This is a genomic window from Erythrobacter sp. SD-21, assembly GCF_000181515.1.
Lineage (GTDB): Bacteria > Pseudomonadota > Alphaproteobacteria > Sphingomonadales > Sphingomonadaceae > Qipengyuania.
Genome location: NZ_ABCG01000011.1, coordinates 25,465 through 50,636, shown reverse-complemented (window position 1 = coordinate 50,636; position 25,172 = coordinate 25,465). Strand labels below are relative to the sequence as shown.

Annotated in this window: 26 protein-coding genes and 3 tRNA genes; 16 read left to right on the top strand and 13 right to left on the bottom strand. The window is 65.2% G+C overall.

Going from position 1 to position 25,172, the window contains the following annotated elements; all coding sequences use genetic code 11:
* Both hrpB and ED21_RS13940 read right to left on the bottom strand, forming a co-directional pair.
* Positions 1 to 1,458 (bottom strand): ATP-dependent helicase HrpB (gene hrpB / locus ED21_RS13945; protein WP_006834576.1); only part of this gene is annotated, 1,458 nt, incomplete at its 3' end.
* A gap of 31 nt (positions 1,459 to 1,489) precedes the next feature.
* On the bottom strand, positions 1,490 to 2,506 hold the full coding sequence (locus tag ED21_RS13940) for a polyprenyl synthetase family protein (RefSeq protein ID WP_006834575.1): 1,017 nt from the start codon (positions 2,504 to 2,506) through the stop codon (positions 1,490 to 1,492).
* A 67-nt stretch (positions 2,507 to 2,573) separates the two neighbouring features.
* Between ED21_RS13940 and ED21_RS13935 the strand changes: the two genes are divergently transcribed.
* The gene (locus tag ED21_RS13935; protein ID WP_006834574.1) at positions 2,574 to 2,888 is read left to right on the top strand and encodes a chorismate mutase; all 315 of its coding nucleotides are present in this window, start codon (positions 2,574 to 2,576) and stop codon (positions 2,886 to 2,888) included.
* Here the strand turns inward: ED21_RS13935 and ED21_RS15705 are convergent.
* From ED21_RS15705 to ED21_RS13910, 5 genes are all read right to left on the bottom strand, one after another.
* Positions 2,885 to 3,760: a hypothetical protein gene (locus ED21_RS15705; RefSeq protein WP_006834573.1), complete on the bottom strand. Its 876-nt coding sequence runs from the start codon at positions 3,758 to 3,760 to the stop codon at positions 2,885 to 2,887. The genes ED21_RS13935 and ED21_RS15705 overlap by 4 nt on opposite strands.
* Positions 3,761 to 3,801: 41 nt before the next feature.
* Positions 3,802 to 5,295, bottom strand: a complete 1,494-nt coding sequence (locus ED21_RS13925; RefSeq protein ID WP_006834572.1) for a HAMP domain-containing sensor histidine kinase — start codon at positions 5,293 to 5,295, stop codon at positions 3,802 to 3,804.
* Positions 5,243 to 5,923: a response regulator transcription factor gene (locus tag ED21_RS13920; protein ID WP_006834571.1), complete on the bottom strand. Its 681-nt coding sequence runs from the start codon at positions 5,921 to 5,923 to the stop codon at positions 5,243 to 5,245. Before ED21_RS13920 ends, ED21_RS13925 begins: the two co-directional genes overlap by 53 nt.
* Positions 5,924 to 6,021: 98 nt before the next feature.
* Positions 6,022 to 6,327: a PepSY domain-containing protein gene (locus ED21_RS13915; RefSeq protein WP_006834570.1), complete on the bottom strand. Its 306-nt coding sequence runs from the start codon at positions 6,325 to 6,327 to the stop codon at positions 6,022 to 6,024.
* A gap of 62 nt (positions 6,328 to 6,389) precedes the next feature.
* The gene (locus ED21_RS13910; RefSeq protein ID WP_006834569.1) at positions 6,390 to 7,133 is read right to left on the bottom strand and encodes an SIMPL domain-containing protein; all 744 of its coding nucleotides are present in this window, start codon (positions 7,131 to 7,133) and stop codon (positions 6,390 to 6,392) included.
* A gap of 134 nt (positions 7,134 to 7,267) precedes the next feature.
* Here ED21_RS13910 and ED21_RS13905 point away from each other — a divergent pair, with 134 nt between their 5' ends.
* From ED21_RS13905 to ED21_RS13895, 3 genes are read left to right on the top strand one after another with little or no spacing between them, the layout of a single operon-like run.
* Entirely contained in the window at positions 7,268 to 8,824 is a 1,557-nt protein-coding gene (locus tag ED21_RS13905; RefSeq protein ID WP_006834568.1) for an amidohydrolase family protein, read from the top strand.
* A gap of 42 nt (positions 8,825 to 8,866) precedes the next feature.
* On the top strand, positions 8,867 to 10,675 hold the full coding sequence (locus ED21_RS13900; RefSeq protein WP_006834567.1) for an ABC-F family ATP-binding cassette domain-containing protein: 1,809 nt from the start codon (positions 8,867 to 8,869) through the stop codon (positions 10,673 to 10,675).
* Entirely contained in the window at positions 10,672 to 11,247 is a 576-nt protein-coding gene (locus tag ED21_RS13895; RefSeq protein WP_034922849.1) for a uracil-DNA glycosylase family protein, read from the top strand. The genes ED21_RS13900 and ED21_RS13895 overlap by 4 nt, the downstream gene beginning before the upstream one ends.
* A gap of 67 nt (positions 11,248 to 11,314) precedes the next feature.
* Here ED21_RS13895 and ED21_RS13890 read toward each other — a convergent pair whose 3' ends face one another.
* The gene (locus ED21_RS13890; protein ID WP_006834565.1) at positions 11,315 to 11,791 is read right to left on the bottom strand and encodes a DUF6456 domain-containing protein; all 477 of its coding nucleotides are present in this window, start codon (positions 11,789 to 11,791) and stop codon (positions 11,315 to 11,317) included.
* A 92-nt stretch (positions 11,792 to 11,883) separates the two neighbouring features.
* On the opposite strand from ED21_RS13890, the gene ED21_RS13885 reads away from it, so the two are divergent.
* Positions 11,884 to 12,456: a helix-turn-helix transcriptional regulator gene (locus tag ED21_RS13885; RefSeq protein ID WP_006834564.1), complete on the top strand. Its 573-nt coding sequence runs from the start codon at positions 11,884 to 11,886 to the stop codon at positions 12,454 to 12,456.
* Positions 12,457 to 12,475: 19 nt separating this feature from the next.
* On the opposite strand, the gene secF is transcribed toward ED21_RS13885, so the two are convergent.
* Genes secF through yajC form a run of 3 tightly spaced genes read right to left on the bottom strand, consistent with a single transcriptional unit; the run spans position 12,476 to position 15,422 of the window.
* On the bottom strand, positions 12,476 to 13,453 hold the full coding sequence (gene secF / locus ED21_RS13880; protein WP_006834563.1) for a protein translocase subunit SecF: 978 nt from the start codon (positions 13,451 to 13,453) through the stop codon (positions 12,476 to 12,478).
* Between the two features lie 13 nt (positions 13,454 to 13,466).
* Positions 13,467 to 15,065: a protein translocase subunit SecD gene (gene secD, locus ED21_RS13875; RefSeq protein ID WP_006834562.1), complete on the bottom strand. Its 1,599-nt coding sequence runs from the start codon at positions 15,063 to 15,065 to the stop codon at positions 13,467 to 13,469.
* 30 nt (positions 15,066 to 15,095) lie between these two features.
* A complete protein-coding gene (gene yajC, locus ED21_RS13870) occupies positions 15,096 to 15,422 on the bottom strand; it encodes a preprotein translocase subunit YajC (protein WP_006834561.1) in 327 nt (108 codons plus the stop codon).
* A 202-nt stretch (positions 15,423 to 15,624) separates the two neighbouring features.
* Here yajC and ED21_RS13865 point away from each other — a divergent pair.
* The 6 genes from ED21_RS13865 to ED21_RS13840 all read left to right on the top strand — a co-directional run bounded on the left by ED21_RS13865 (position 15,625) and on the right by ED21_RS13840 (position 19,274).
* Positions 15,625 to 15,701 (top strand) — tRNA-Pro (locus ED21_RS13865).
* 110 nt (positions 15,702 to 15,811) lie between these two features.
* A complete protein-coding gene (locus ED21_RS13860) occupies positions 15,812 to 16,225 on the top strand; it encodes a holin family protein (protein WP_006834560.1) in 414 nt (137 codons plus the stop codon).
* Positions 16,226 to 16,249: 24 nt separating this feature from the next.
* Positions 16,250 to 16,684 carry a type II 3-dehydroquinate dehydratase gene (locus tag ED21_RS13855; protein ID WP_006834559.1) on the top strand — a complete coding sequence of 145 codons (435 nt, stop codon included), beginning with the start codon at positions 16,250 to 16,252 and terminating at the stop codon, positions 16,682 to 16,684.
* A 74-nt stretch (positions 16,685 to 16,758) separates the two neighbouring features.
* Entirely contained in the window at positions 16,759 to 17,259 is a 501-nt protein-coding gene (gene accB, locus ED21_RS13850; protein WP_034922845.1) for an acetyl-CoA carboxylase biotin carboxyl carrier protein, read from the top strand.
* Between the two features lie 3 nt (positions 17,260 to 17,262).
* Positions 17,263 to 18,612, top strand: a complete 1,350-nt coding sequence (gene accC / locus ED21_RS13845) for an acetyl-CoA carboxylase biotin carboxylase subunit (protein WP_006834557.1) — start codon at positions 17,263 to 17,265, stop codon at positions 18,610 to 18,612.
* Positions 18,588 to 19,274 carry a phytanoyl-CoA dioxygenase family protein gene (locus ED21_RS13840; protein ID WP_006834556.1) on the top strand — a complete coding sequence of 229 codons (687 nt, stop codon included), beginning with the start codon at positions 18,588 to 18,590 and terminating at the stop codon, positions 19,272 to 19,274. The genes accC and ED21_RS13840 overlap by 25 nt, the downstream gene beginning before the upstream one ends.
* 15 nt (positions 19,275 to 19,289) lie before the next feature.
* Here ED21_RS13840 and ED21_RS13835 read toward each other — a convergent pair whose 3' ends face one another.
* Together ED21_RS13835 and ED21_RS13830 are read right to left on the bottom strand one after the other, a co-directional pair.
* Entirely contained in the window at positions 19,290 to 19,718 is a 429-nt protein-coding gene (locus ED21_RS13835) for a GFA family protein (RefSeq protein WP_006834555.1), read from the bottom strand.
* Positions 19,715 to 20,176, bottom strand: a complete 462-nt coding sequence (locus ED21_RS13830; protein ID WP_006834554.1) for an Lrp/AsnC family transcriptional regulator — start codon at positions 20,174 to 20,176, stop codon at positions 19,715 to 19,717. The genes ED21_RS13835 and ED21_RS13830 overlap by 4 nt, the downstream gene beginning before the upstream one ends.
* A 241-nt stretch (positions 20,177 to 20,417) precedes the next feature.
* Between ED21_RS13830 and ED21_RS13825 the strand changes: the two genes are divergently transcribed.
* The 5 genes from ED21_RS13825 (at position 20,418) to ED21_RS13805 (ending at position 25,170) form a co-directional block, all read left to right on the top strand.
* A complete protein-coding gene (locus ED21_RS13825; protein ID WP_006834553.1) occupies positions 20,418 to 22,094 on the top strand; it encodes a sensor histidine kinase KdpD in 1,677 nt (558 codons plus the stop codon).
* Positions 22,095 to 22,173: 79 nt separating this feature from the next.
* Positions 22,174 to 22,250 (top strand) — tRNA-Ile (locus ED21_RS13820).
* 33 nt (positions 22,251 to 22,283) lie between these two features.
* A tRNA-Pro gene (locus ED21_RS13815) sits at positions 22,284 to 22,360 on the top strand.
* A gap of 28 nt (positions 22,361 to 22,388) precedes the next feature.
* Complete coding sequence (locus tag ED21_RS13810; RefSeq protein ID WP_006834552.1) at positions 22,389 to 23,750, top strand: MATE family efflux transporter; 1,362 nt, start codon at positions 22,389 to 22,391, stop codon at positions 23,748 to 23,750.
* A gap of 37 nt (positions 23,751 to 23,787) precedes the next feature.
* Positions 23,788 to 25,170, top strand: coding sequence for a DUF1800 family protein (locus ED21_RS13805; protein WP_034922861.1), 1,383 nt, complete (start codon positions 23,788 to 23,790; stop codon positions 25,168 to 25,170).
* The last annotated feature ends 2 nt before the right edge of the window (positions 25,171 to 25,172 follow it).

Below are 25,172 nucleotides of genomic sequence, written 5' to 3'. Positions count from 1 at the left end.
CGCCAGCGTCGCCCAGCGCCCCGCAAGCTTGCGGCTGGCCTCTGCCCGCGCGCCTCGATCCGCGCTCCAGCGCGACAGCCGCGCTTCCAGATCCTCGCCGCGCCCGCCAAGGCCGCGTTCCTGAAGAAGGAGCGCCAGCCGCGCGGCTTTCCCGGCGCTGCCGTGCTCCGCCCCAAACAGCAGCATCGCCGCCGAGGCCGGATCGAGCGGGAGGCTGGCGAGTTGCTTCCCGCGTGCGGTAATCCGCCCGTCCGCATCGAGCGCGCCCAGCCCGACCAGAGTCGCACGCGCTGCCGCCACCGAGGCCTCGGGCGGCGGGTCGAGCCATTGCAGGCTTGCCGGATCGCCCGTCCCCCATTTTGCGAGGTCGAGCACCAGCGGCGCCAGATCGGCTGTCTCCATATCCGGCGGATCGAACTGCGGCCTTCCCGCATGTCCGCCCTCCTCCCACAGACGATAGGCCACGCCCGGCCCCTGCCGCGCCGCACGCCCCGCGCGCTGCGCCGCCGCGGCCTGGCTGGCGCGGTGAGTGACGAGATGCGTCGTCCCTGCCGCCCGGTCGAACTCGGCCCTTCGCGAGAGCCCAGCGTCGACCACGACCGACACGCCGTCCAGCGTCAGCGAGGTTTCGGCGATTGCGGTGGCCAGCACGATCCTCCGTCGCCCTTCGGGATCGCGGCGGATGGCTGCGCGCTGCTCGACCGGCTGGACCTGCCCATGGAGTGGCAGAGCCAAAGCGCCCGGCAGACGCTCGGCCAGCCGCTCGCGGGTGCGCTCAATCTCGCCCACACCGGGCAGGAAAGCGAGAATATCGCCCTGCTGTTCCTTCCACACGGTCGCGATGGCCGAGGTCATGGCATCTTCGACCCGTGCCTGCGGGGAGGAGCCAAGCCAGCGGATCTCCAGCGGATAGGCCCGGCCCTCGCTCTCGATCACCGGCCTATCGCCGCCCATGAGCGAAGCGAAGCGCGCCCCGTCGATGGTCGCCGACATCACCAGCACACGCAAATCCTCGCGCAGCACGCCCTGCGTCTCCAGCGCAAGCGCGAGGCCGAGATCGCTGTCGAGATGCCGTTCATGCGCTTCGTCGAACAGCACCGCCGAAACGCCCTCCAACTCGGGATCGTCGAGAATGCGGTTCACGAATATCGCCTCTGTAACGACCAGCACGCGCGTTTTGGACGAACGTTTGCTGTCGAGGCGTGTCAGGTAACCGATGGTGTTGCCCGGCTTCTCACCCAACATCTGCGCCATGCGCTCCGCCGCCGCCCGGGCCGCCACGCGTCGGGGCGAGGTCAGGATCACCGTGCCGCTGCACCACTCCTGATCGAGCAGCGCTGGGGCCACCGCGGTCGTCTTGCCCGCACCCGGCGGCGCAACCAGCACGGCACCACTGCTCTCCCGCAGCGCGGCGAGCAGGTCGGGCAGGACAGCGTGGATGGGTAGCCGGTCGGACACGTTTTTGCGTCCTATCTCGTGCGGTGGGGAATTAGTAGCCGCGCGATACGGCGAACAGGGCCGCCTGGGTCATGGCGCGGCGGGCCTTGCCGTCGGGGAAGATCGACAGCGCGTCGATCGCGCGCTGGGCGAAGTGGCGGGCGCGCGCCTTGGTGTCGGCGACGGCGTTGTGCACTTCGATCAGGCGGATTGCCTCGTCGAGATCGGAGTCCGAGGTGCGGAAACCGGCGATGGCGGCCTTCCAGAACTCGCGTTCTTCTTCGCTGCCGCGGGCGTAGGCGAGGATGACCGGCAGGGTCATCTTGCCCTCGCGGAAATCGTCGCCGCGGTCCTTGCCCATTTCGGCCGCGTCGGAATCGTAATCGAGCGCGTCGTCGACCAGCTGGAAGGCGACGCCGAGGTTGCGGCCGTATTCGTCGAGCGACTGCTCTTCTTCCTCGCTGCATTCGGCGACCACGGCGGCGATGCGGCTGGCGGCAGCAAAGAGCGCGGCGGTCTTGGCGCGGATGATGTGGAGGTAGCGCTGTTCGCTGGTATCGATCTTGCGCTGCGCGGTCAGCTGGTCGACCTCGCCCTCGGCGATGATCGCGCTGGCGCCCGATAGGATCTTGAGAACCTTGAGGCTGCCGTCCTCGGTCATCAGCTCGAAGCTGCGGCTGAACAGGAAATCGCCCACTAGCACCGTGGCGGGATTGCCGAATATGATGTTGGCCGCCGCCTTGCCGCGCCTCAAGTCGCTGCCGTCGACGACATCGTCATGCAGCAGCGTCGCGGTATGGATGAATTCGACCGCTGCGGCGAGCTTGTGATGGCGCGTGCCGCTGTAGCCGACCAGTTCCGCGCCAGCGAGCGTTAGCATGGGGCGCAGGCGCTTGCCGCCGCCCGAAATCAAATGTCCGGCGAGCGCGGGTATGAGCGGCACTTCGCTCTGCATCCGGTCGAGGATGACCTGGTTGACCGCGTTCATGCCCTGCGCCGTCAGCGCCAGCATGGGTTCGATCGAGGGCTCTGGGCCCTTGCGCGGGAGGGGAACGACGTCGGCTGTCATGTCAGCTTGGCCATGTCCTGCCTAAGCTTTCTTGGCAAGAGGCGGTTTGGCGCTAATCTGGCAAGCGATGACGCAAGAGGTGCAACAGACCCCCGCCGAAGACGCGACGCTGGCGGCCTATCGCAAGAGCATCGACAATATCGATGCCGCGCTCGTGCATATGCTTGCCGAGCGGTTTCGCATCACGCAGGCGGTGGGTGCCTACAAGGCCAACGCCACGCTCCCCCCCGCCGATCCCGCGCGCGAGGCCGAGCAGATTGCCAGGCTGCGGCGGTTGGCGGAGGAAAGCGAGCTCGATCCCGAGTTCAGCGAGAAGTTCCTGCGCTTCATCATCGACGAAGTCATTCGCCACCACGAAAAAGCGCAGGGACTGGTACCTTAATCGGGATGCTTTTCGCGGGTGCGGCGCGATGCGGCAGGAGAGTTGCGGCGCGATGAGCGTTCCGACCGTTCGGGACGCGCAGGTTCCTGGCGGCGCGTTTCCTGCGCATCGCTACGCTGGGCCGCCGGCGCGGCGCGTTCCTGGCGACGGTTCTCGCGCTGGGCGGGAGCCGGTGCCGGAGCACGGCGGGTCGCCTGCGGCGCGGGTGCGCGGCGAGTAGCCTGGGGAGCCGGCGCCCGGCGGGCAGCCGCTGCCGAGCCGGTCGGCCCGCGGCGTGCGGCCTCGCGTGCCGGAGCGCGGCGGGCGGTGTCCGATGAACGGGTTACGGCCCGCTGCTGGTTGGAGCGCTCCTCGCGGCGTTCGCGCGCAGTTGCCTCGGCAGCCCGGCGAATGGTCGAACTGCGGTTCGCATCCTCGCGGCGGTCACGCGTCGAGGCGCGATCGCGGCGCTCGGCCCGGCGGTAATCGGTCCGCTGGTCTTCATACCGGCCATCGGCCCCGCGCTCGAAACCAGCCCAATTCTCGACAAGCGCCCGGTGCGCTACGCGGCGCTCGTAGCGTCCACGGCGTTCGGCCCACAGTCGGCGCTGATAGTCGTTCCAGCGATGTCGATAGCCGTAGCGGTCGTAGACGTAATAACCCGTGCCGGGGTAATAATAATCGTCGTACCAGCCGTAATAGCTGTCGTAGTAGGGATCGTAATACGGGTCGTAGTACCCGCCCGAACTGTATCCCACACCCACTGAAACGCCCGAGTGTCCATAGGAGCCGGCCATCATCGTGCAGCCGGAGAGCCCGAGGCCGACAAGCCCGACAAATCCGATCCGAAGAGCGAAGGGCGCGCGGCGCGCCATGATGTTTTTCTCGTCCATGATCCGTGGCTTACATACGATGGATTGAACAACGTCTGAACCTAGATACCGGGCCTCGGTAATCTTAGCGTGACCATCAACCCGCCAAGGTCCTCGCTGGTACCGAGCTCGACCGAGCCAGCGTAGATTTCCGCAACGTCGCGCACGATCGCAAGGCCGAGGCCGGTGCCGGGCTTGCCGGTGTCGAGCCGCGCGCCGCGATCGAAGATGCGAATACGGTCCGCTTCGGGAATTCCGGCACCGTCGTCCTCGACCCAGATGGCGCATTGCTCGGCCTCCGGCTCGGCATCGACGGTGACGAATACAGAGCCGCCGCCATATTTGGCCGCATTCTCGATCAGGTTTCCGAGAATCTCGTCGAGGTCCTGCCGCTCGATGGCGACAGCGGCCTCGCGCTTGCCGTCGAGGTCGAAGCGCGTTTGTTCGTAAATGCGGGTGACCGCGCGCAGCACGCTTTCCGCGCTCGGCCAGACCTCGGCGCGGGCATGACCCGTGGCACGGCGACCCACCGCGCGGGCACGGGCGAGATGATGCTCGACATGGCGCTGCATGGTCTTGGTTTCGCGGCAGACCAAGTCGGAGAGCTTGGGATCATGCGCTGTGGCAGCGTTGGTCAGCACGGTGAGCGGAGTTTTCAGCGCGTGGGCGAGATTGCCGGCGTGGGTGCGCGCTTCCTCCGCCTGTTTCTCGCTGTGGGCAAGCAGCGCGTTGATTTCGTCCACCAGCGGTTCGACTTCGAGCGGCAACGGCTCTTCGATCCGGTTCGCACCTTCGGACCGCATCGACTGGATCGCGGCGCGCACACGGCGGAGCGGCGAGAGGCCGTAATAGCTTTGCAGTGCGGCCATGATGAGAAGGCCAAGGCCCAGTACGGCAAAACTCCACACCAGGATCGAGCGGATGCGCGAAATCTGGAAGTCCAGTTCCTCGCGCGCGCTGGCCACGGTGAAGGTCCACTGGGTGTCGCTGTCGGGCAGAATGATGTTGCGTTCGACCACGCGCAGCGGTTCATCGGCGAACTGATCGCTGTCGTAGAAATGGGGCTTGTCGTCCGTGTGGTCGCCCTCGACCTCGAGCGTGCGATCCCACAGGCTGCGGCTGGGATAGGGGTCCGTTCCCGGCCCGCTGATCTGCCAGTAGACGCCCGAATTGACTTCGAGGAAACGCTGGTCGCCGAGCGAGCGATAAAAGCGCACATCGCCCCATTCGTCGACCTCGGCCGAGGCGATCAGGGCAGTCAGGACGTATTCGAGCTGGTCGTCGAAATTGCTCTGCACCTGCCGGGTCAGCGCGCGTTCAAGCGCGAAACCGCCACCCAGCAGGAGGACCCCGATCCAGATCGCCGCAATCGCCATCATGCGCGCGGCAAGGCTGCGGCGCGGCGCGGGCGGTGCAGGGAGCGTTACGTGTTCGGCTTCGCCGGAAGGCACGGCGGTTTCGCCGGGCGTGGAACCCGCCGCCGCCCTCGCCTCGCTGCCCTCCTCAGGATGCGCGGGGCTGTTCGGCGGGGTCGTCGAGGCTGTAACCGAGTCCACGGATCGTCGTAATTACCTCTGCACCCAGCTTCTTGCGGATGCGCGTGACGAAGACTTCGATCGTGTTCGAATCGCGATCGAAATCCTGGTCGTAAATGTGTTCGATGAGTTCGGTGCGGCTGACCACCTTGCCCTTGTGGTGCATCAGGTAGGAGAGCAGCTTGTATTCCTGCGCGGTCAGCTTGACCGGCTCGCCTTTCAGCGTGACGCGGCCCGAACGCGTATCGAGACGCACCTCGCCAGCCGTCAGTTCGCTGGAGGTGTTGCCCGAAGCGCGGCGGATGAGCGCGCGCAGGCGGGCGATCAGCTCTTCGGTCTGGAAGGGCTTGGCGAGATAATCGTCCGCGCCAGCGTCCAGCCCGGCGACCTTGTCCGACCAGCTGTCGCGCGCGGTCAGCACGAGGACGGGGAACTTGCGCCCCTCCTTGCGCCACATGCCGAGCACAGTCAGCCCGTCGATCTCGGGCAGTCCGAGGTCGAGGATGACTGCGTCATAATCTTCGGTAGAGCCGAGGAAGTGGCCATCCTCGCCATCGGTGGACAGGTCCACCGCATAGCCGTTCTGCTCCAGCGTGCTCTTGAGCTGCTGGCCCAGCGTCGGCTCGTCTTCGACGATCAGGATTCTCATGAATTGCTTTCCTCGCTAATATTCTTGCGCATGTCGTTCATGTAGATGAACGCGTCAAGATGAACGAGGTTTCTGATCGACCGAAATCACCGGGCGGATCAGCGGCTGCGGCTCAGGATACGGCCCGTACGCGCGTCCACGTCGACATAGAGGACCTTGCCCTTCTTGATGAACTTCAAGCGGTAAGCCATCGCGGTCGAATCGTAATCGAAGCCGAGATATTCGGCATCGCCCATCATCGACAGCACGCGGTTCTCGATCTCGCGAGCGCGCAGGATATTGCCCGCCCGCATCTCCTTGCGCGCCTCGCCCTGGTCGGAGCGACGCTGCGCTTCCGCCGGCGTGGCGGTCAGCGGCCCGGCGACGAGGCCGAGGGCGAGCAGGGAGACGAGAAGCTGTTTCATGACAGTGAACTTACTAGGCATCGAGCGTTGAACAAGGTGTGAATGTTGCCGTTCACACCCGTTCAGCGGGTCATCTCGTAGGTCAGCGCAATTCCGACACCGGTCGCAACGACACCGGGCGCCACCGGCGGGGGCGGCGCGGCCATGCTGCGAGAGCCGGTCACGACGATGGCGTCGCTCTGCTCGATCATGCCGCTCGACCCGCGGATGGCCTCGGCGACCTGAAGCAAGCGAACACCGGTATAGCCAGCCAGCCGGGCGTAGTCCTCGGCCTGTGCGCGTCCGCGTTCGAGCGCGTTGCTACGGGCCTGCGCCTTGGCGACCTCGTCGTCTTCGATGGAGAAATTCGGTCCGTTGATATTGGTCGCACCCGCCTGGACCATCGCATCGAGCACTTCACCGACCCGGTCCAGATCGCGCAGCTTGACGGTCACCTGGTTGCTGGCGCGATAGCCGAGAAAGCGCGGTGGCTGGTCGCCCCGGTTCTGGTAATCGTAACGTGGGTTCAGGTTGATGTGCGAGGTCTGGATGTCGCGCTCGGCAATGCCTAGCGCCCGGATCAGCGAAACCAGCCGCTGCATTTCGGCCGAATTGCGCCGCAGCGCCTCGACAGCCGTGTTCGCGTCGGACTGGACTCCCGTCCAGATCGTCGCCGTGTCCGGCTCCACCTCGATCTGCTCGAATACCGTCAATTCGATCACTGGGTTCTGCGCGGCAATCTGCACTTCGCCTGCCTGCGCGGTCATAGGAAGGGCTGCGGCTAGCACCAGCGCGGGGGCGGCAAGCAGTCTGGCGGGGCGCTTCATGGGCAATTCTCCTCTTCTCGGACGCACTGTCCGCGTTGCCGGTTTACGCGCGGCTGAACGGAGAGGTTCCGCAAAAGCCTTTGCGCGCAGGGTTTTGCACGTTAGCGATGCTCGGGAGAGGGAAATTAGCCGCCATGAAACTTCCGAAAATCCTGACCGCAGCGCTAGCCGTGCTTATCGCTGCGCCGCTTGCCGCACAGATGCAGCCCGTCCCCGACCGGGTTGAGGGCGAGGGCCCCTACCCCACGCTGATCGTCTTGGGCGTGACCATGGTCGAAGGTTCGGGCGCGCCGCCGATGGGGCCGGTCGATATCGTGATCGAGGGCAACCGCATCGCCGCGATCCATGGCGGCGGCGCTCCGGACGCGGTGCGCGCAGGCGCTGCGCGGATCATCGATGCCAAGGGCATGACGGTGATGCCCGGCTTCGTCGACACGCATGGCCATAATGGCGATCCCTCCAAGGCCGGGCAGCCTTCCTATGGCTACAAGCTGTGGCTCGCCCATGGGGTGACGAGCGTGCGCGGCGTCTCCTTCTACTGGGGGCCGGGCCAGCCGGACCTGTCCGATACACAGCGCAGCGCCGCCAACACAATCACCGCCCCGCGCCTGTTCCCCTATGCCGCGTTCGGCGACAAGTGGGACCGCGGACCGATCACGACCGGGGCGGAGGCGCGCGAATGGGTGCGCTGGGCCAAGGCGCAAGGGTACTGGGGCATCAAGTTCTTCAACAGCCTCGAACCGGCGCTGCTCGAAGCCGCGCTCGACGAGGCGGAGAAGCAGCAGATGGGCAGCGTCGCCCACCTCGCCCAGCCTGGCGTCCAGCGCGTGAATGCGGCGAAGGCGGTCGAACTCGGCATGGACGGCGTCACCCACTTCTACGGCCATTTCGAAAGCCTGCTGGATGAGGCCGCGCTGCCGACCTACCCGCAGGGCTACAATTACTACGACGAGCAATCGCGCTTCGCCTGGGTCGCGCGGCTTGCCGACCAGGTGGTGGAGCCGGGCAGCGAGGAATGGGACGCCTATATCGACCACCTCGTCGACAGCGGCGTGACGCTGAGCCCCACCTTTAACATCTATTCCGCCAGCCGCGATGTAATGGCGGCCAAGAACCGCGACTGGCACGAGCGTTACTCGCTTCCCAGCCTGATGGATTTCTACGCCCCCAGCGCGACCAATCACGGCAGTTATTACAAGGACTGGTCGACCGAGGACGAAGTCGCCTGGCGCAAGTTCTACCGCTACTGGTTCGACCTCACCAAGGAGTTCCACCGGCGCGGCGGGCGGGTCACCGCAGGCAGCGATCCAGGCTATATCTACCAGACCTGGGGCTTCGCCTATATCGGCGAGTTGGAAATGCTGCGCGAGGCAGGGCTCGAACCGCTGGAGGTCATCCGCGCTGCGACTGTCGCGGGGGCAGAGGAAATCTACCAGGCGCGTGGGCAAACCCCGCCGATGGGCACGATCCAGGTCGGCAAACTGGCCGACCTCGTCATCGTGCCGGGCAATCCGCTCGACAATTTGAAACTGCTCTACGGCACCGGCCACACCAAGCTGAACTACGAGACCGGCGAAATCGAGCAGGTTGGCGGTGTGCGCTGGACGATCAAGGACGGCATCGTCTACGACGCGCCCGCGCTGCTGGAAGACGTTGCGCGCATGGTCGAGGCGCAGAAAGCGGCGCGCTAACCGCTTGCGGGATGCCCTTCGCGTGACTACCTCGCGCGGCCTATGGCACAGCCCCCCATCCTCAGCCTCGAAGGCATGGCCCTGCAGCAGGGCGGCAAGTGGCTGTTCGGCGGCCCGGATCACGCGCCGCTCGACCTGCATATCGGGCCACGCGATCGCCTTGCGCTGATCGGCCGCAACGGTGTGGGCAAGACCACGCTCTTCCGCATGATCGGCGGAATGATCGAAACCGATGCCGGCACGCGCAAGGTGAAGCCGCACGCCAAGATCGTCCTGCTCGAACAGGACCCGGACCTTTCGGGCCACACCACGCTGATGGACTGGGCGCTGGACGGGGAACACGCCCCGCAGGAATTCGAGGTCGAGGCCATCGCGGGTCAGCTCGGCATCGACATGAGCCGCGAGACCACGGGCGCCAGCGGGGGCGAGAAGCGCCGCGCCGCCATCGCCCGCGCTCTGGCGCAGGAGCCCGACCTCTTGCTGATGGACGAGCCGACCAACCACCTCGACCTCGGCGCGATCGACTGGCTCGAAGGCTGGCTCGAGCGCTACAAGGGCGCCTTCGTCGTCATCAGCCACGATCGCACCTTCCTGAAACGCCTGACCCGCGCGACCATCTGGCTCGACCGCGGTGAACTGCGCCGCAAGGAAGTGGGCTTCGGCGGCTACGAGGCGTGGGAAGAACAGGTCTATGCCGAGGAAGCGCGCGCGGCGGAAAAGCTCGACGCAAAGTTGAAACTCGAGGCGCACTGGCTCGAACGCGGCGTGACCGCGCGGCGCAAGCGAAACCAGGGACGGCTCGAGAAACTCTGGCAAATGCGCGCGCAGCGCGCCTCGATGATTTCGGCGGGCGGCACCGCCAAATTGAAACTGGCGACCGAGGAGGACTTTAAGTCCAAGTCGGTAATCGTCGCGGACAAGATCACCAAGGCATACGCTGACCGCACGATCATCAAGCCCTTCTCCCTTCGCATCCAGCGTGGCGACCGCATCGGCATCGTTGGCGCGAACGGTGCGGGCAAGACGACGCTGCTGAAGATGCTTACTGGCGAACTGGAGCCCGACAGCGGTACGGTGGAGATCGCCAAGACGCTGACCGGGGTGATGATCGACCAGCAGCGCCAGCTCCTCACTGCCGACAAGACCGTGCGGCAGGTGCTGGCCGAAGGTGGCGACTGGATCGACGTGCGCGGGGTGCGCAAGCACGTGCAAGGCTATCTCAAGGAGTTCCCGTTCGATCCCAAGATCGTCGATATGCGCGTCGGCGTCTTGTCGGGCGGCGAACGCAGCCGCCTGCTGCTGGCGCGCGAGTTTGCCAAGGCATCGAACCTGCTGGTGCTGGACGAACCGACCAACGATCTCGACCTCGAGACGCTCGATCTGCTGCAGGAAGTGATCGCGGATTACGAAGGCACGGTGCTGATTGTCAGCCACGATCGCGACTTCCTCGATCGCACGGTGACCATAACGCTGGGCCTCGACGGGACTGGCAAGGTCGATGTGGTCGCGGGCGGTTACGAGGACTGGCAGGCCAAGCGACAGGCACCCGTCACCGGCAAGGCGAAGGCCGATAAGGCTGAGGACAAGCCCGCGGCCTCTCCCCCGCCCCCGCCCAAGCCGACCAAGCTGAGCTACAAGGACCAGCGCGACTACGAGCTGCTCCCCGCGCGCATTGAGGAACTGGAAGCGGCCATCGCGCGCGGCGAGCAGATCCTCGCCGATCCGGACCTCTACACCGCCGACCCGCAGCGCTTCGCCAATGTCTCCAAAGGCATCGAGAACGCGCGCGCCGAGAAAGACGCCGCGGAGGAACGCTGGCTGGACCTGGCCGAACAGGTCGAGGCGCTTTGAGCCACGAGGCCCTTGCCGGGGAAATCGCGGGCTGCCGCCTCTGCGCTGCCCACTTGCCCCACGGGGTCCGCCCGGTCGCCAGCTTCTCGCCCACCGCACGCTTGCTGATCATCGGGCAAGCGCCCGGTTCCATCGTCCACCAAACCGGCATCCCGTGGGACGACAAGAGCGGCGACCGCTTGCGCGAATGGACCGGCCTCTCGAAGGAACAGATGTACGATCCCACGCGCGTAGCGCTGGTGCCGATGGGCTTCTGCTATCCCGGCAAGGCAAGCGGCGGCGACAAGCCCCCGCGCCCCGAATGCGCCCCGCAATGGCATCGGCGCGTGCTCGATGTGCTCCCCGAGGACCGGCTGACTCTGCTCGTCGGCACCTACGCGCAGAGCTATTACCTGCCCGACGCGCGCAAGCTTTCGATGACCGAGCGCGTGCGCCGCTTCCGCGAGTTCTTGCCCCGCTTCCTTCCCCTGCCCCATCCCGCGTGGCGCAGCGCGATCTGGATGAAGCAGAACCCGTGGTTCGAAGCGGAGGTCCTGCCGGTTCTGCGCCAAGCTGTTGCAGGACGCGTTTAGGATTACTGCCCGTCCAGTCCGTCAGGCTGGAACACGTGGAACACAGTCCCAAGAGAAATCGCATCGCTCACCGTATCCGGTAGAAATCCGCCACTCGGTCGAGGGCCAGCTTGAGCACCAGCTTACCGCTCCGAGCGGGCCAGCCGAGAACCTTTTCCGCTTCGGACAAGGCTTCACAGCCGCAGGCGACGCGCCAGAGGATGTCTTTCAGCCCCGCCCCCGCCTCGGCCATGGCACCGTCGAAACGAGCCTTCGCGGCGAGCTGGCGTTCCGATGGCGTCAAGCCGTCACCCGCCCCGCCGCCATCCAACCGCACAGGGTCCCAGCGCATCGTGACCGAAGGCGAGAGCTGCGCGCGTTCGTAATCCGCCCGCAGGCGCTCGCCCGCATCGAACTGCCGATCGTCGAGGTGGCCACGTGCGTGGAGCCATGTCAGCGGGCTCTCCCCGAGATTTACCGTAACGGTTCGCCGTTTGCCGGTTGCAGAACCAGCGCGCTTCGGCCCGACCTCGGTCAATTCGCGCTCGACCAGTTCCTTCTTCATGCCGCATCTCCTCGTTCGTGGACAGCGGGCTTGCATTCTTGTGGTTCGTGTAGGAAAGTGGTTTCACCATTTCGGTTAAGAGGGAAAGCATCGTGATCAACCGCATCCGCGATATCCGCAAGGAAAAAGGCATGACGCTCGCCGATCTGGCCGAGGCCTGCACCCCGCCCACCACACCGCAGACAGTGGGCCGGCTCGAGACGGGCATGCGCAACCTCTCGCTCAAATGGATGGAACGGCTTGGAGCAGCCTTGGGCGTAGAACCCGAAATGCTGGTGCGCTCCGAAAGCGCGGGCCAACCGCAGGTGGTCGCCACGCTCGGCCAGACGGGCCCCGAGGCCCTGCCTTCCACCCGCGATGCGATCCTTGCCACCGACCTTGGCGGCGACGGCGCGCTGGTAGTACTCACCATCGACTACCCGCATGGTGAATACCGTCCGGGCGACCAGTTATGGCTGCGCCAGCTCCCTCCGCAAGAGGCGGCGCGCGCGGTCAACCGCGATGTGCTGGTCCCGAGGAAGGGCGGACGCTTCGCTTTTGGCCGGCTGATCGACCGACAAGGCAATCTCGTCGGCCTGCTTCCGCCGGGCCATGGCGAGAAACAACAGGTGGTCGACAATCCGGCGTGGATCGGGGTTGCGGAGATGCTCGTCCGCCGCCTCTAGGGGCGACGGACACGCAACGTCACACTTCGCCGCGCAGCTTCTTTTCCTGCCGGTCGGCGATGGTTTCCTCGGGCACGAAGCTGTTCGAATTGACGCCCATCCAGACCAGCAGCGGTGCCGCCATGTAGACCGAGGAATAGGTACCGACAAACAGGCCGAGCACGATGGCCGCGGTCAGGCCAAAGAGGCTGGCCGGGCCGAAGAACAGCAGCGGCAGCAGCGCCACGAGCAGCGTCAGCGAGGTCATCACCGTACGCGCCAGTGTCTCGTTGACCGAAAGGTCGAGCAGCTCGGGCAGCGGCATCTTGCGATACTTCTTCAGGTTCTCTCGGATGCGGTCGTAGACGACGATGGTATCGTTCAGCGAGTAGCCGATGATCGCCAGAATGGCGGCGATGATTTGCAGACTGAATTCGAGCTGGAACAGGGCGAACATGCCCAGCGCCAGCGACACGTCGTGGAACAGCGCGAAGAGGCCGCCCACGCCGAATTGCCATTCGAAGCGGATCCAGATGTAGAGCGCCACGCCCAGCATGGCGAGCACCAGGGCAAAGACCGCGTCCTCGCGGAATTCGCCCGAGACCTTGCCCGAGACATTGTCGTTCCCGTCCAGACGGAAGTCGGGGTAATTGCCCTGAAGCTCTGCGACAACGGCATTGGCCGCGTTCTGCGCGGCCTCGTTGTTCGCCGCAACATCGTCGGGCAGGCGCACGCGTATCGAAACCTGGTTGTCCTCGCCGAAGCGTTGGACGACCGGCGAGCCGTAACCCAGTGCCTCTATGTCGGTACGCAGCTGCGAAACCGGAGCCTCGCTGCGTTCGGTGAAGGTCGCGCGCACTTCGAGACCACCGGCGAAATCGACGCCGTAATTGAGGCCCTTGGTCATCACCAGCGCCCAGCTCGCCGCGATTAGCAGCAGGCTGACCACGAAGAAGGGCACGCGCCATTTGAGGAACTTGATGTTGGTGTCGTCGGGGACGAGCTTGAGAAGTTTCATGGGTCCGTCCTCCTTAAATGTTCAGGTCCGAAGGCCGCGCCTTCCGCAGCCAGCCCGCCACCCACATCCGCGTCAGCGGCACGGCGGTAAAGACCGAGGTGAACAGGCCCACCACCAGCACGACGGCAAAGCCTTTGATCGGGCCGGAGCCGAACTGGAACAGCAGCACGCCGGCAATGAAGTTGGTGACGTTCGCGTCGTAGATGGCGCGGCTCGCTTCCTTGTAGCCGTTCTCGACTGCCGCCATCACGCGCCGTCCGCGCTTGCGTTCTTCGCGAATGCGCTCGTTGACAAGCACGTTGGCGTCGACCGCTGCACCGATGGTCAGCACGAACCCCGCGATACCCGGCAAAGTGAGCGTCGCCCCCAGCATGGCCATGATGCCAAGCAGCATCATCACGTTGAGGACGAGCGCCACGGTCGCATAGATCCCGAAGCGTCCGTAGGTGACGATCATCAGCACCATGACCAGCAGCGTGCCGATGCCCATGGCCAGCAGGCCCTGCTTGATCGAATCGGCGCCGAGGTCCGGCCCCACCGTGCGTTCCTCGACCACGGTCAGGTCGACCGGCAGCGCGCCCGAGCGCAGCTGGATGGCTAGTTCGTTGGCACTTTCCGTCGTGAAACTGCCGCTGATCTGCGACTGGCCGTTTGCGATCGGTTCGCGCATGACCGGCGCCGAGATCACCTCGTCGTCGAGGATGATGGCAAACTGGCGACCGGTGTACTTGGTCGTCATGGTGGCGAACCGGCGCCCGCCTTCGGGGTTGAATGTGATCGAGACGACAGGCTCGTTGGTCTGGCTGTCGAACGTCTGGACGGCGCCGGTGAGCGTCTCGCCGTCGATCCCGCCGAGGCGTTGCACGACAACGCCGGTGCCCTGGTAAGTTTCGGTATCGGCATAGGGATAGACTTCGCCGCCCGGCACGAAGCCGCGCTGGACTTCTTCGGCTGTCGCATCGCGTTCGACGAGCTTGAACTCAAGCTGGGCGGTCTTGCCAAGCAGTTCCTTGAGCTGGTCGGGGTCTTGCAGGCCGGGCACCTGCACCACGATGCGGGTATCGCCTTGGCGCAGGATGGTCGGCTCGCGCGTACCCAGTTCATCAACGCGGATACCGATGGTGCGCAGCGCGCCTTCCATGGCAGCGTCAACCGCGTTGTCGAGTCCCGCCTCCGTCGGCGTTAGGACGAAGCGCTGACCGTCGACGACTTGCAAATCCCACTCGCGCACGGGACCGGTACCCGCCATCAGGTCCTCTATCTCGCCGCGGGCGCGGTCGATATCGGCCGCGTCGTCGAGAAGGAAGCTCAGCGCTCCATCCTCGGTCGAGACATCCCCGATGCGAATGCGCTGCGGCTCGGCACGGCGCAGGGCGTTGCGCACGCCCTCTTCCATGTCTTCAAGTCGCTTGGCCGCGACCTGACTGCGTTCCGCCTCGAGCAGGATGTGGCTGCCGCCGGCAAGGTCCAGCCCCAGATTGACCGTGGGGTCGGGAAGCTGGTCGGGCCAGTCGTTATTGGTCAACGAAGCGATAGAGGGCAGCGCTGCGAGCGCACCCAGTATCGCGATGCCCCAGAGCATGACCTTTTTCCAGGTCGGGAATTCCAGCATGGCGGCGGCCTATCCTTCTTGTGGGGGCGCTCAGTCGTTGGCCGGCTTGGCCGGTTTCGCGTTCAGCACTTCGCCGATGGTGTGCTTGACCGCGCGGACCTTCATGCCCTTGGTCAGTTCCAGTTCGACAAACTGTTCTTCCACCTTGGTGATCTTGCCGACGAGGCCGCCTGCAGTGACGACTTCGTCGCCGCGCTTGAGGCCGTCGACCTTTTCCCGGTGAGCCTTCTGCTGGCGCATCTGCGGGCGGATCATCAGGAACCAGAAGACCGCGAAAATGGCGACCCAGGGCAGAATCTGGAGCCACACCGGCGGCTCTGCAGCGGCGGTGCCGGCGGCGGCAAGAAGCGTGATCATGAAAAGAAAGCCTGTTGTTGGTAAGCGTCTGTGTCGGTTGCCAGTTGGGCCTTGACGAGGCGCGCTTCAAGGCACGCCCGCAACCCCTCCTGCAAATAGTGGCGCGCGGTTAGCAGCTATGCGATGCACTGGCAATGAATTGGGCAAGACAGGTGCTTGCCATGTGGAAAGACCGCGCCTATAGGGCCGCCTCCACTGGTTTCGGGATGTAGCGCAGCCTGGTAGCGCACCATACTGGGGGTGTGGGGGTCGCTGGTTCGAATCCAGTCATCCCGACCAGTGGTTTTCCCCCTTTTTCTGTCCACACCGACATAGCCGCCAGAAAACGCGGATGCACCCTTTCCTACATGAACCGGTTTGGTTCAGTCAAAGCGGAAAGGAGATCGCAAATGGCACTCATCGATTCGCTCATCGGCCCTATCGCTTCGATCATCGACAAGATCATCCCCGACAAGGAGGCGCGCGCGAAAGCCAAGTTGGAACTGCTCGCGCTGGAGGGCGCGCACGAGCTGAAAACCATCGAGGCGCGGCTGTCCGCCATCATCGCCGAGGCCAATTCGCGCGATCCCTGGACCAGCCGCGCGCGGCCGAGCTTTCTCTATGTCATGTACACGATCATCCTTTTCGCCCTGCCGATGGGTGTGCTCGCCGCCTTCTCGCCCCAAGCCGCGCAGGACATCGGCAGCGGCATCACCGCCTATCTGCGCGGCCTGCCCGACGAACTCTACGCCCTCTTCGGCACCGGCTATCTCGGCTACACCGCCGCGCGCCAGTGGGGAAAGGCGAAGGGGCTGGAAAGGTGAGCCGGGCGCGCTAAGACGCAGGCCATGACCAACACCGTCTTCGTCCTCAACGGCCCCAACCTCAACCTGCTCGGCACGCGCGAACCGGAGATTTACGGCACCGAAACGCTCGCCGATATCGAGGCCATGCTGCACGAGCAGGCGGGGCGGCTGGGGCTGGAGATCAGTTTCCACCAGACCAACCACGAAGGGCAGCTGGTCGACTGGCTGCACGAGGCGAACCGGCAGTGCGCGAAGGCCGTTCTGCTGAACGCCGCCGCCTATACCCACACCTCGATCGCCCTTCTCGATGCGATCAAAGCGATCACGGTGCCGGTCATCGAAGTGCACCTCTCCGACCCTTCCACCCGCGAGGAGTTTCGCCACGTCTCCTTCGTCGGCATGGCCGCGGCCGATTGCGTACAGGGCCTCGGCCCGCGCAGCTATGCCGTAGCGTTGGACAAGGCCGCAGCGCTCTAAATAAGCCCCCTCCCCCTTGTCTTGCGCGCGCGGCTCACGCATAGGCGCGTGCAATAACTGACAAGGGACCATTCATGGCCGAACGTAAAGGTAACGCCGGGAAATCCGGCATGAACGTCGACACCTCGCTCGTGCGCGAACTCGCCGAGATGCTGGGCGACACCGGGCTCACCGAAATCGAAGTCGAGGATGGCGAGCGCAAGATCCGCGTATCGCGCGGCGGCGGCGTGGCAATGGCCGCAGCGCCTGCCCCGATGGCGGCTCCGGCACCCGCAGCAGCCGCGCCGGCTCCGGCAGCCCCTGCACCCGGTAACGACCCCGCGCCCGCCGCTGCCGACACCGCCGGTGCGATCAAGTCGCCCATGGTCGGCACCGTCTACCTCGCGCCGGAACCGGGCGCTTCGGACTTCGTCAGCGTCGGCGACAGCGTGAAGGAAGGCCAGACCCTCGTGATCGTGGAAGCCATGAAGGTCATGAATCCGATCACTGCCGACAAGGCTGGTACGGTGAAGTCGATCCTCGTCGAGAACGCCCAGCCGGTCGAGTTCGACCAGCCGCTCGTCGTCATCGGGTAAACCATGGCCATTTCACGCATCCTCATCGCCAATCGCGGCGAAATCGCGCTCCGCATCCACCGCGCCGCGCACGAGATGGGTATCGAGACGGTCGCGGTTCACTCCACCGCCGACGCTGATGCCATGCACGTCCGCCTCGCCGACCATGCCGTGTGCATCGGTCCGCCGGCCGCCGCCGACAGCTATCTCAACATCGCCAACATCATCTCGGCCGCCGAAATCGCGCAGGCCGATGCGATCCACCCGGGCTACGGCTTTCTCTCGGAAAACGCCAAGTTCGCCGAGATCGTGGAAGCCCACGATATCAAGTGGATCGGCCCAAAGCCCGAACACATCCGCACCATGGGCGACAAGGTCGAGGCGAAGAAGACCGCCGGCGCGCTGGGCCTGCCGCTCGTGCCCGGTTCGGACGGCGCGGTCGCAACGGTCGAGGAAGCGCGTGCAATCGCTGCGGAAATCGGCTTCCCAGTCATCATCAAGGCTGCCAGCGGCGGCGGTGGCCGCGGCATGAAGGTGTGCGAAAGCGAAGACCAGCTCGAAACGCTGATGAAGCAGGCGGGCAGCGAGGCGAAGGCCGCCTTCGGCGACGCCACCGTCTATATCGAGAAATACCTCGGCGATCCGCGCCACATCGAATTCCAGGTATTCGGCGACGGAAATGGCAACGCCATCCACCTGGGCGAGCGCGACTGTTCGCTCCAGCGCCGCCACCAGAAGGTGCTCGAGGAAGCCCCCTCCCCCGTGCTGGGCGAGGAAGACCGTATGCGCATGGGCGAAGTCTGCGCGCAAGCGATGCGCGACATGGGCTATCGCGGCGCAGGCACGGTCGAATTCCTGTGGGAAAACGGCGAGTTCTATTTCATCGAAATGAACACCCGCCTGCAGGTCGAACACCCAGTCACCGAAGCCATCACCGGCGTCGACCTCGTGCGCGAACAGATCCGCATCGCCGACGGCAAGCCGCTGTCGGTCAAGCAGGACGAGATCGAGTTCAAGGGCCACGCGATCGAATGCCGCATCAACGCGGAAGACCCGTTCACCTTCGCGCCGAGCCCCGGCAAGATCAGCTATTACCACCCGGCCGGCGGCATGCACGTGCGTGTCGATAGCGGGCTTTACGCCGGCTATTCGATCCCGCCCTTTTATGACAGCATGATCGCCAAGCTCATCGTCTACGGCCGCAACCGCGAAGGCTGCATGATGCGGCTGAAGCGCGCGCTGGAAGAAATGGTGATCGAGGGCGTGAAAACCTCGGTCCCGCTGCACCAGGCCCTGCTCGAACAGGACGACGTGAAAAGCGGCGACTATTCGATCAAGTGGCTGGAAGAGTGGCTGAAGACGCGGGACGGCTGAATTCGTTGTGCTTCGCAAGCGACGGGGCCGAGTTGCATCGCAGCTTGGCTGCCGACCAGCTTGCGGAGCTCACCAGACTATTCGATGATATTGGCTCGGATGCAGGGGTGCGTCTGTCCAATGCACAGGCGTTGGAACTCATCGCTGGCAAGGACAGCCTGCTCATAAGACAGGTAAGCAAACTTCTGGGCGCTCCGGCCCATGTCGTCCGCGCTATTGCCTTCGACAAATCGCCAGGCACGAACTGGGCTCTGGGCTGGCATCAAGATCGCACTATTTGCGTGAAGCGCCCGGCACAGATTGACGGTTTTGGACCCTGGACCATAAAGCAGGGGCTGCATCACGTGCAGCCACCGTTCAAAGTTACCGAAAGCATGGTGACCGTGCGGGTACACCTCGATGCCGTGACCATGGAGAATGCGCCGCTCAAGATTGCGGTGCAAACGCACCGACTCGGTCAGATTGCGGATGCAGATGCCGAGCGTGTCGCAAAGGAGCACGAGTTGCTCCATTGCGAGGCGAATGCGGGCGATGTCTGGTTCTATTCCACGCCAATTCTTCACGCGTCGGACCGCTCGATCTCAAAAGGACGCAGGCGAGTTCTACAATTGGATTTCAGCGCAAAACGCCTGCCACCACCGCTCGAATGGCTATTGGCCTAGGACGCTCGAAAAGCGCTAGTCGAAGGTGAAGCCGGCGGCCTTGGCCTCCGCGATCACTTCTTCGCCGGTCTGGCGCGGATGGTCGCCCTGCAACCGGCACCAGTCCGCCGCTTCATCGACGAAGATCTCCTTCTCGATGCCGAGCTGTTCGGCTTCGTCGAACAGGCCGGCCGAAAAGCTGCGGTTGCCGGTCGGCTTGAAGCGCCACCAGATATTCGTCCCGCATTTCGAGCAAAAGGCCCGTTCGCCCCAATCGCTCGAGGCGTAGGCGGTGACCGCTTCCTCGCCGCCAAGCGTGAAGCTGTCGCCAGCCAAGGCCGCGTAGAAGGCCCCGCCCCATCGGCGGCACATGGTGCATTGGCAGATTTCGAGTTCGGCTTTCGCGCCCACAAGTTCCACCGTAACCGCACCGCACAGGCAGTGACCGATCATGGTCTTGCTCATAGCGGGACGCCCGGATCGTTCTTGCTGGTGCGGATCGTCAGCGAAGTCTTCACGCTCGCCACATTGGGCGCGGGCGTCAGCTTGCTGGTGAGGAATTCCTGAAAGGCCTGCAGGTCGCGGCTGACGATCTTGATGATGAAGTCGATCTCGCCGTTGAGCATGTGGACTTCGCGCACTTCGGGCAGGTCCTTCATCGCCTGCTCGAATTCGCGCAGCGAGTCTTCCGCCTGGCTCTTCAGGCTGACCATGGCGAAGACGGTGATCGAGAAGCCCAGCTGCGACGGGTCGAGATCGGCGTGGTAGCCGCGGATCACGCCCTCTTCTTCCAGCGCGCGGACTCGGCGCAGGCAGGGCGGCGCGGTCAGGCCGACTCGATGCGCCAGCTCGACGTTGGTGATTCTGCCTTCATCCTGCAGTTCCGACAGCAGGCGACGATCGATATCGTCGAGATTGGCCATGGCGATTCTTCCCCGTTCAGACGGTATGCCAAGGGGATCGTTTTGCGCACATGAAATGTTGGAAGTGCGCAACCATCCGATTGGCTAACATTATTATGTTTGCCAGCAATCGTCCCACATTGCAACGCAGGACAGCGTGCAGCTGGGGTAAAGGGCCGCTTAACTATATCTGTTGAGCCTGAATGAGGGCCGATGTGCGATGGCCCATCCTCCATACTCGCGTCCAACAGCCGGAGACTGAATGCATTTCGACGACCGCCTTGCCACTGTGCTGCGCCTGCGCGCAACCGGCGAGCGTGCGGCGAAGACGCAGTTCCGCCAGCTCATCGACCTGCTCGGCGAGCGTCCGCAGGCGGGCGACCGCGCGCTGAAGGCCGCTGCGTACCTGCGCCTGATCGCGCTGGGCGAGATGATCCCGGCCATGACCCGCGCAGCCATCGTGGGCGAAAGCGGCTGGCGCTTCCGCAATCCCGAACTCGTCAAATGGTTCGGCGAGGCGCATCCCCATGTCGCGGCCGCCGCGCTTTACCGCGCGCAATTGCGTGGGAGCGAATGGGCCGAGCTCATCCCGAAACTGCCGATCCGCGCGCGCGGTTTCCTCCGCCATCGCCGCGATTTGCCGCGCGAGGCTGTGGAGGTCCTCGACCGGCTTGGCGTGTCCGACCGCGCCCTGCCCGAGCCCGAACCGCTCGAGCTGATGGAAGAGCTCGCGCCGCCACCGGAAGAAACGACCGTGTCCGGCGAAACGGCCGAACCCGCCACATCCAACGGCCCGCGTGCCGCGCCGGGCAAGGACGACGTCCGCTCGCTGGTCGAACGGATCGAGGGCTTCCGCCGCGCACGTTTGGGCGACCCGCCGCAGCTGGAGGATCGCGACGCTCCGCGGCTGCCAATGGGCGACGAAGCCGAACAAGGCGCGCTCGACCATTTCCTCTTCGGGGCGGATTCGCGCGGGAAGATCGATTGGGCGGACAGCGGGATCGCCCCCATGGTTGTGGGCACGGACCTGATGGTTCTGGGCTCATCCGCTCTTGCCGATGCTATCGCGCGCCGCCAGCCGCTCTCGAACACGCGCCTCACCTTGCGCGGCGCGCAGCGGATCGAAGGCGAATGGATTGTCGATGCCACCCCCCGCTTCACCCGCGAGGAAGGACGCTTTTTCGGCTATGTCGGGCGCTTCCGCCGGGTGGTGGAAGGGGTGTCCGACCGCCGCGAGGCTGAGGCCGACCGCCTGCGCCAGCTGCTCCACGAACTGCGCACGCCGGTCAACGCCATGCAGGGTTATGCCGAGATCATCCAGCAGCAGATGATCGGTCCCGTCCCGCATGAATACCGCAGCATCGCCGCCACGATAGCGGGCGATTCGGCGCATATCCTCGCCGGTTTCGATGAACTGGATCGACTCGCCAAGCTCGAGGCGGGCGTTCTCGAACTGGAGCCGGGCAATTGCGACTTTGCGGCGATCGCCCGGCGGCAGGTCATGCAACTCCAGACCGTACTGAGCCCGCGCGTCGCGCGCTTCGATGCCAATCTGGCAGATGCGCGCGCACCCCTGGCACTCGACCAGTCGGAAGCCGAAATGCTCGCCTGGCGCCTGCTGGCGACGCTGGCCGGGGCGACCGGCGCTGGCGAAGCGATCCGGCTCGACCTCGATACCTCGGGTGACCAGCTCGAATTCTCGGTGACCCTGCCCGCCAGCCTGCGCGAGGCGGAGGACATTTTCTCGGTCGAGACGCGTCCCGGTTCGGGCGCACTGAGCGCGGGCATCTTCGGGGCCGGCTTCTCGCTGCGCCTCGCCCGTGCCGAGGCCCGCGCCTCGAGCGGGGACCTGGTGCGCGACAACGACCGCCTCGTCCTGTCGCTTCCCCTGCTCGCAGCGGCAGAGACCATACCCGCGCCAGAAAACGCCGCGGGATAGGCAAAACTTCCCTTTCGCTGCTTGCCTCGCGCCAAGCGCGGCGCTAGGCGGCGGTTTCGCCTTCTCGGACGGTTGGCGGGGGCCCGTAGCTCAGTTGGTTAGAGCTGGCCGCTCATAACGGCTAGGTCGCGGGTTCGAGTCCTGCCGGGCCTACCAACCGCCGTCCGGTCAGAAGTTCGACGTAAGTGTCGGGGAGTGGCGCAGCCTGGTAGCGCACTTGTTTTGGGTACAAGGGGTCGCTGGTTCGAATCCAGTCTCCCCGACCACACGTCGAACATTGCAGGGGAGCGAGTAGTGACGACCACCACCGCCTCCCCTTCCACGCCTCTCGATACGCGCGCCATCTGGGCGATCGCCCTGCCCGCCATGGTGACCAATGTCGCCACCGCGCTGATCGGCATCGGCGATATGTGGATCGTGGGGCGCCTAGGCGATGCGCCGACGCAGGGTGCGGTCGACGTGGGTGCGCGGTTGTTCGCGGTCCTCTTCACGGTGATGAACTTCCTCAAGACCGGCACCACCGGGCTGGTGGCGCAGGAAGGCACACGCTCGGGCGCAGAGGCGCAGGCGCTGGTGCTGCTGCGCGGGCTGATCGTCGGCCTCGCCATCGCGGCGCTGCTGATCCTCGCCAAGCCGCTGCTGCTGCCTTTGGCGCTCGACGCTTTGGGAGCGAGCGGCGCGGTGCGCGAGGCGGCGGGGGTCTATGCGGACATCCGTTACTGGAGCGCACCGGCGGTCATGGCGAATTTCGCGATGATCGGTTTCCTCGTCGGCCAGCGCCGGATGAAGACGGTGCTGCTGGTGGAGGTCGCCTACAACCTCCTCAACGTGGGGCTCGGCCTGTGGTTCGTGCTCGGCCTCGACTGGGGCATAGCCGGGATCGGCTGGTCGAGCTTCATCGCCGAATACGCCAAGCTTGTCGTGCTGGCGGGTATCGTGCTCGGCGGGGCGCAGGGCGCCGTGCTGGTGGCGCGGGCCAAGGCTGGCGGCGTGGCGAAGCTGGCCGAGCTGCGCCCCTTCCTTGTCGTCAATCGTGACCTCTTCCTGCGCACGGTGGTGCTTGTGGTGGCGCTGGCCGGGATCACCCGGCTTTCGGCCGAGCGCGGTGCGGTGGTGCTGGCGGCGAACGGGATCATCTACCAGCTCTTCATCTTCACCGCCCTGTTGCTCGACGGGTTCGAGAACGCCGCGCAGGTCTTGAATGGCGAGCGCGCGGGCGCGCACGACCGGCGCGGCTTTATCCTCTACATCCGTGCGATCCTGTGGCGCGGTATGGTCGCCGCCGCGCTGGTCGCCGCCGGCTTCTTCCTGCTCGCCGACCCCATCCTTGCCAGCTTCGCCGCGACCGAGGCGGTCAGGATCGAGGCGCAGGCGCTAGCTCCCTGGCTGGTGGTCATCCCCTTCCTCGGCCTGGCCGGCTTCGTCCTCGACGGGGTCTATGTCGGGGCGAGCTGGACGCACAGGCTGCTGCTGACGATGATCGGCGCGGCCGTGGTCTACGCGCTCTCGCTATGGGTCAGCTGGCCGCTGGGAAGCCACGGATTGTGGCTTTCTTTCAGCCTTTTCCTCGTCGCACGCGCCGGCTTACAGGTAGCATTCATGCCCGGCCTCCTAGCAAGGCACTTCACCGGCGGGGGACCAAAACGGGCGGCGTGAGTTGCCTTCGATGGAGCAAATTGGAAAGATTGCCGCGATGACCCCGATTTCGATCGCTCTCAACCGCTTCGGCCTCGGCTATCGCCGCGAAGATGCGCTGCCAAACGACGCGAAAATTTGGCTCAAGCAGCAGATCGCCGCATACGAACCTGCCCCTTCGGCGCTCGGGGGACGAAGCTTCGGCGGCGCAGATGCCCGAAGCGCGGTTGCCGAGACCTTCGCCTTCCGAGGCCGGCGTGACGAGGCGGGAACGGACCGGCGCGCCGAGATACAGCAAGCGCGGCTCAAGAACCTTCGCAATTCCTACATAGGCGAAGTCGCCCTTCGCGCGCGGTTGGCGCTGGAAAGCGACACTCCCTTCATGGAGCGGCTGGTCCACTTCTGGTCGAACCATTTCGCAGTATCGGTGGACAAGTCTCAGGTTCCCACGCTTATCGGCGCCTATGAATTTGGGGCGATCCGCCCTCATGTTGCAGGGCATTTTCGCGACCTGCTCAAAGCCGCGTCGCTGCATCCTGCCATGCTCGCCTATCTCGACCAGTTCCAGTCGCAGGGGCCCGACAGCCCGGCGGCCAAAGCCCGCCAGCAGCGCGGACGGCCGATGCGCGGATTGAACGAGAACCTCGGGCGCGAAATCCTCGAATTGCACACGCTCGGCGTCGGCGGCGGCTATACGCAGGAGGATGTGAAGGAGCTCGCCCGGGCGCTTACCGGCTGGACGATGCAGGGCATTCCCTATGCCGACAAGGCGCGTCCGCAAGCCAATGGTGCCGCATTCTTTGACTGGATCCACCAACCCGGCACGCGCCGGATCATGGGACGAAGCTACGCTGACGAGGGCGAGCGGCAGGCTTTGGCCATCCTTGACGACCTCGCAGTCCACCCCTCCACCGCGCGCTTCATCGCTACCAAGCTTGCGCGCCACTTTGCCGGTGACACGCCGCCGCAGCCGCTCGTTGACCGCCTTGCCGACACCTTCCGCGAGACCGAAGGGCATCTGCCCAGCCTTTACACCGTGCTCGTCGATGCGCCGGAATGCTGGGTGAGCCAGCCAGTGAAGTTTCGCCAGCCGTGGGAATGGGCAATCGGCATGATCCGCGCGAGCGGACAGGCGGGACAGGCCGACCGGCAATTCGCCATCATGATGCGGGCGCTTGGTCAGGAGGTCTGGCAGCCCGGTTCGCCAGCCGGCTGGGACGACCGCGAGGCAAGCTGGGCGGCGCCCAACGCGATCCTGCGCCGGGTCGAAGCGGCCGAGCGCTTTGCCGAGCAGACCCGTCTCGAAGACACGCGGGCGCTGGCCGAAGCCATGTTTCCCGGCTCTCTGTCCGAGAGCACGATGCAAACCATTCGCTGGGCCGAAAGCAACGAGATGGGTTTCGCCCTGTTGCTCGTCTCGCCCGAAATGATGCGGAGATAGCC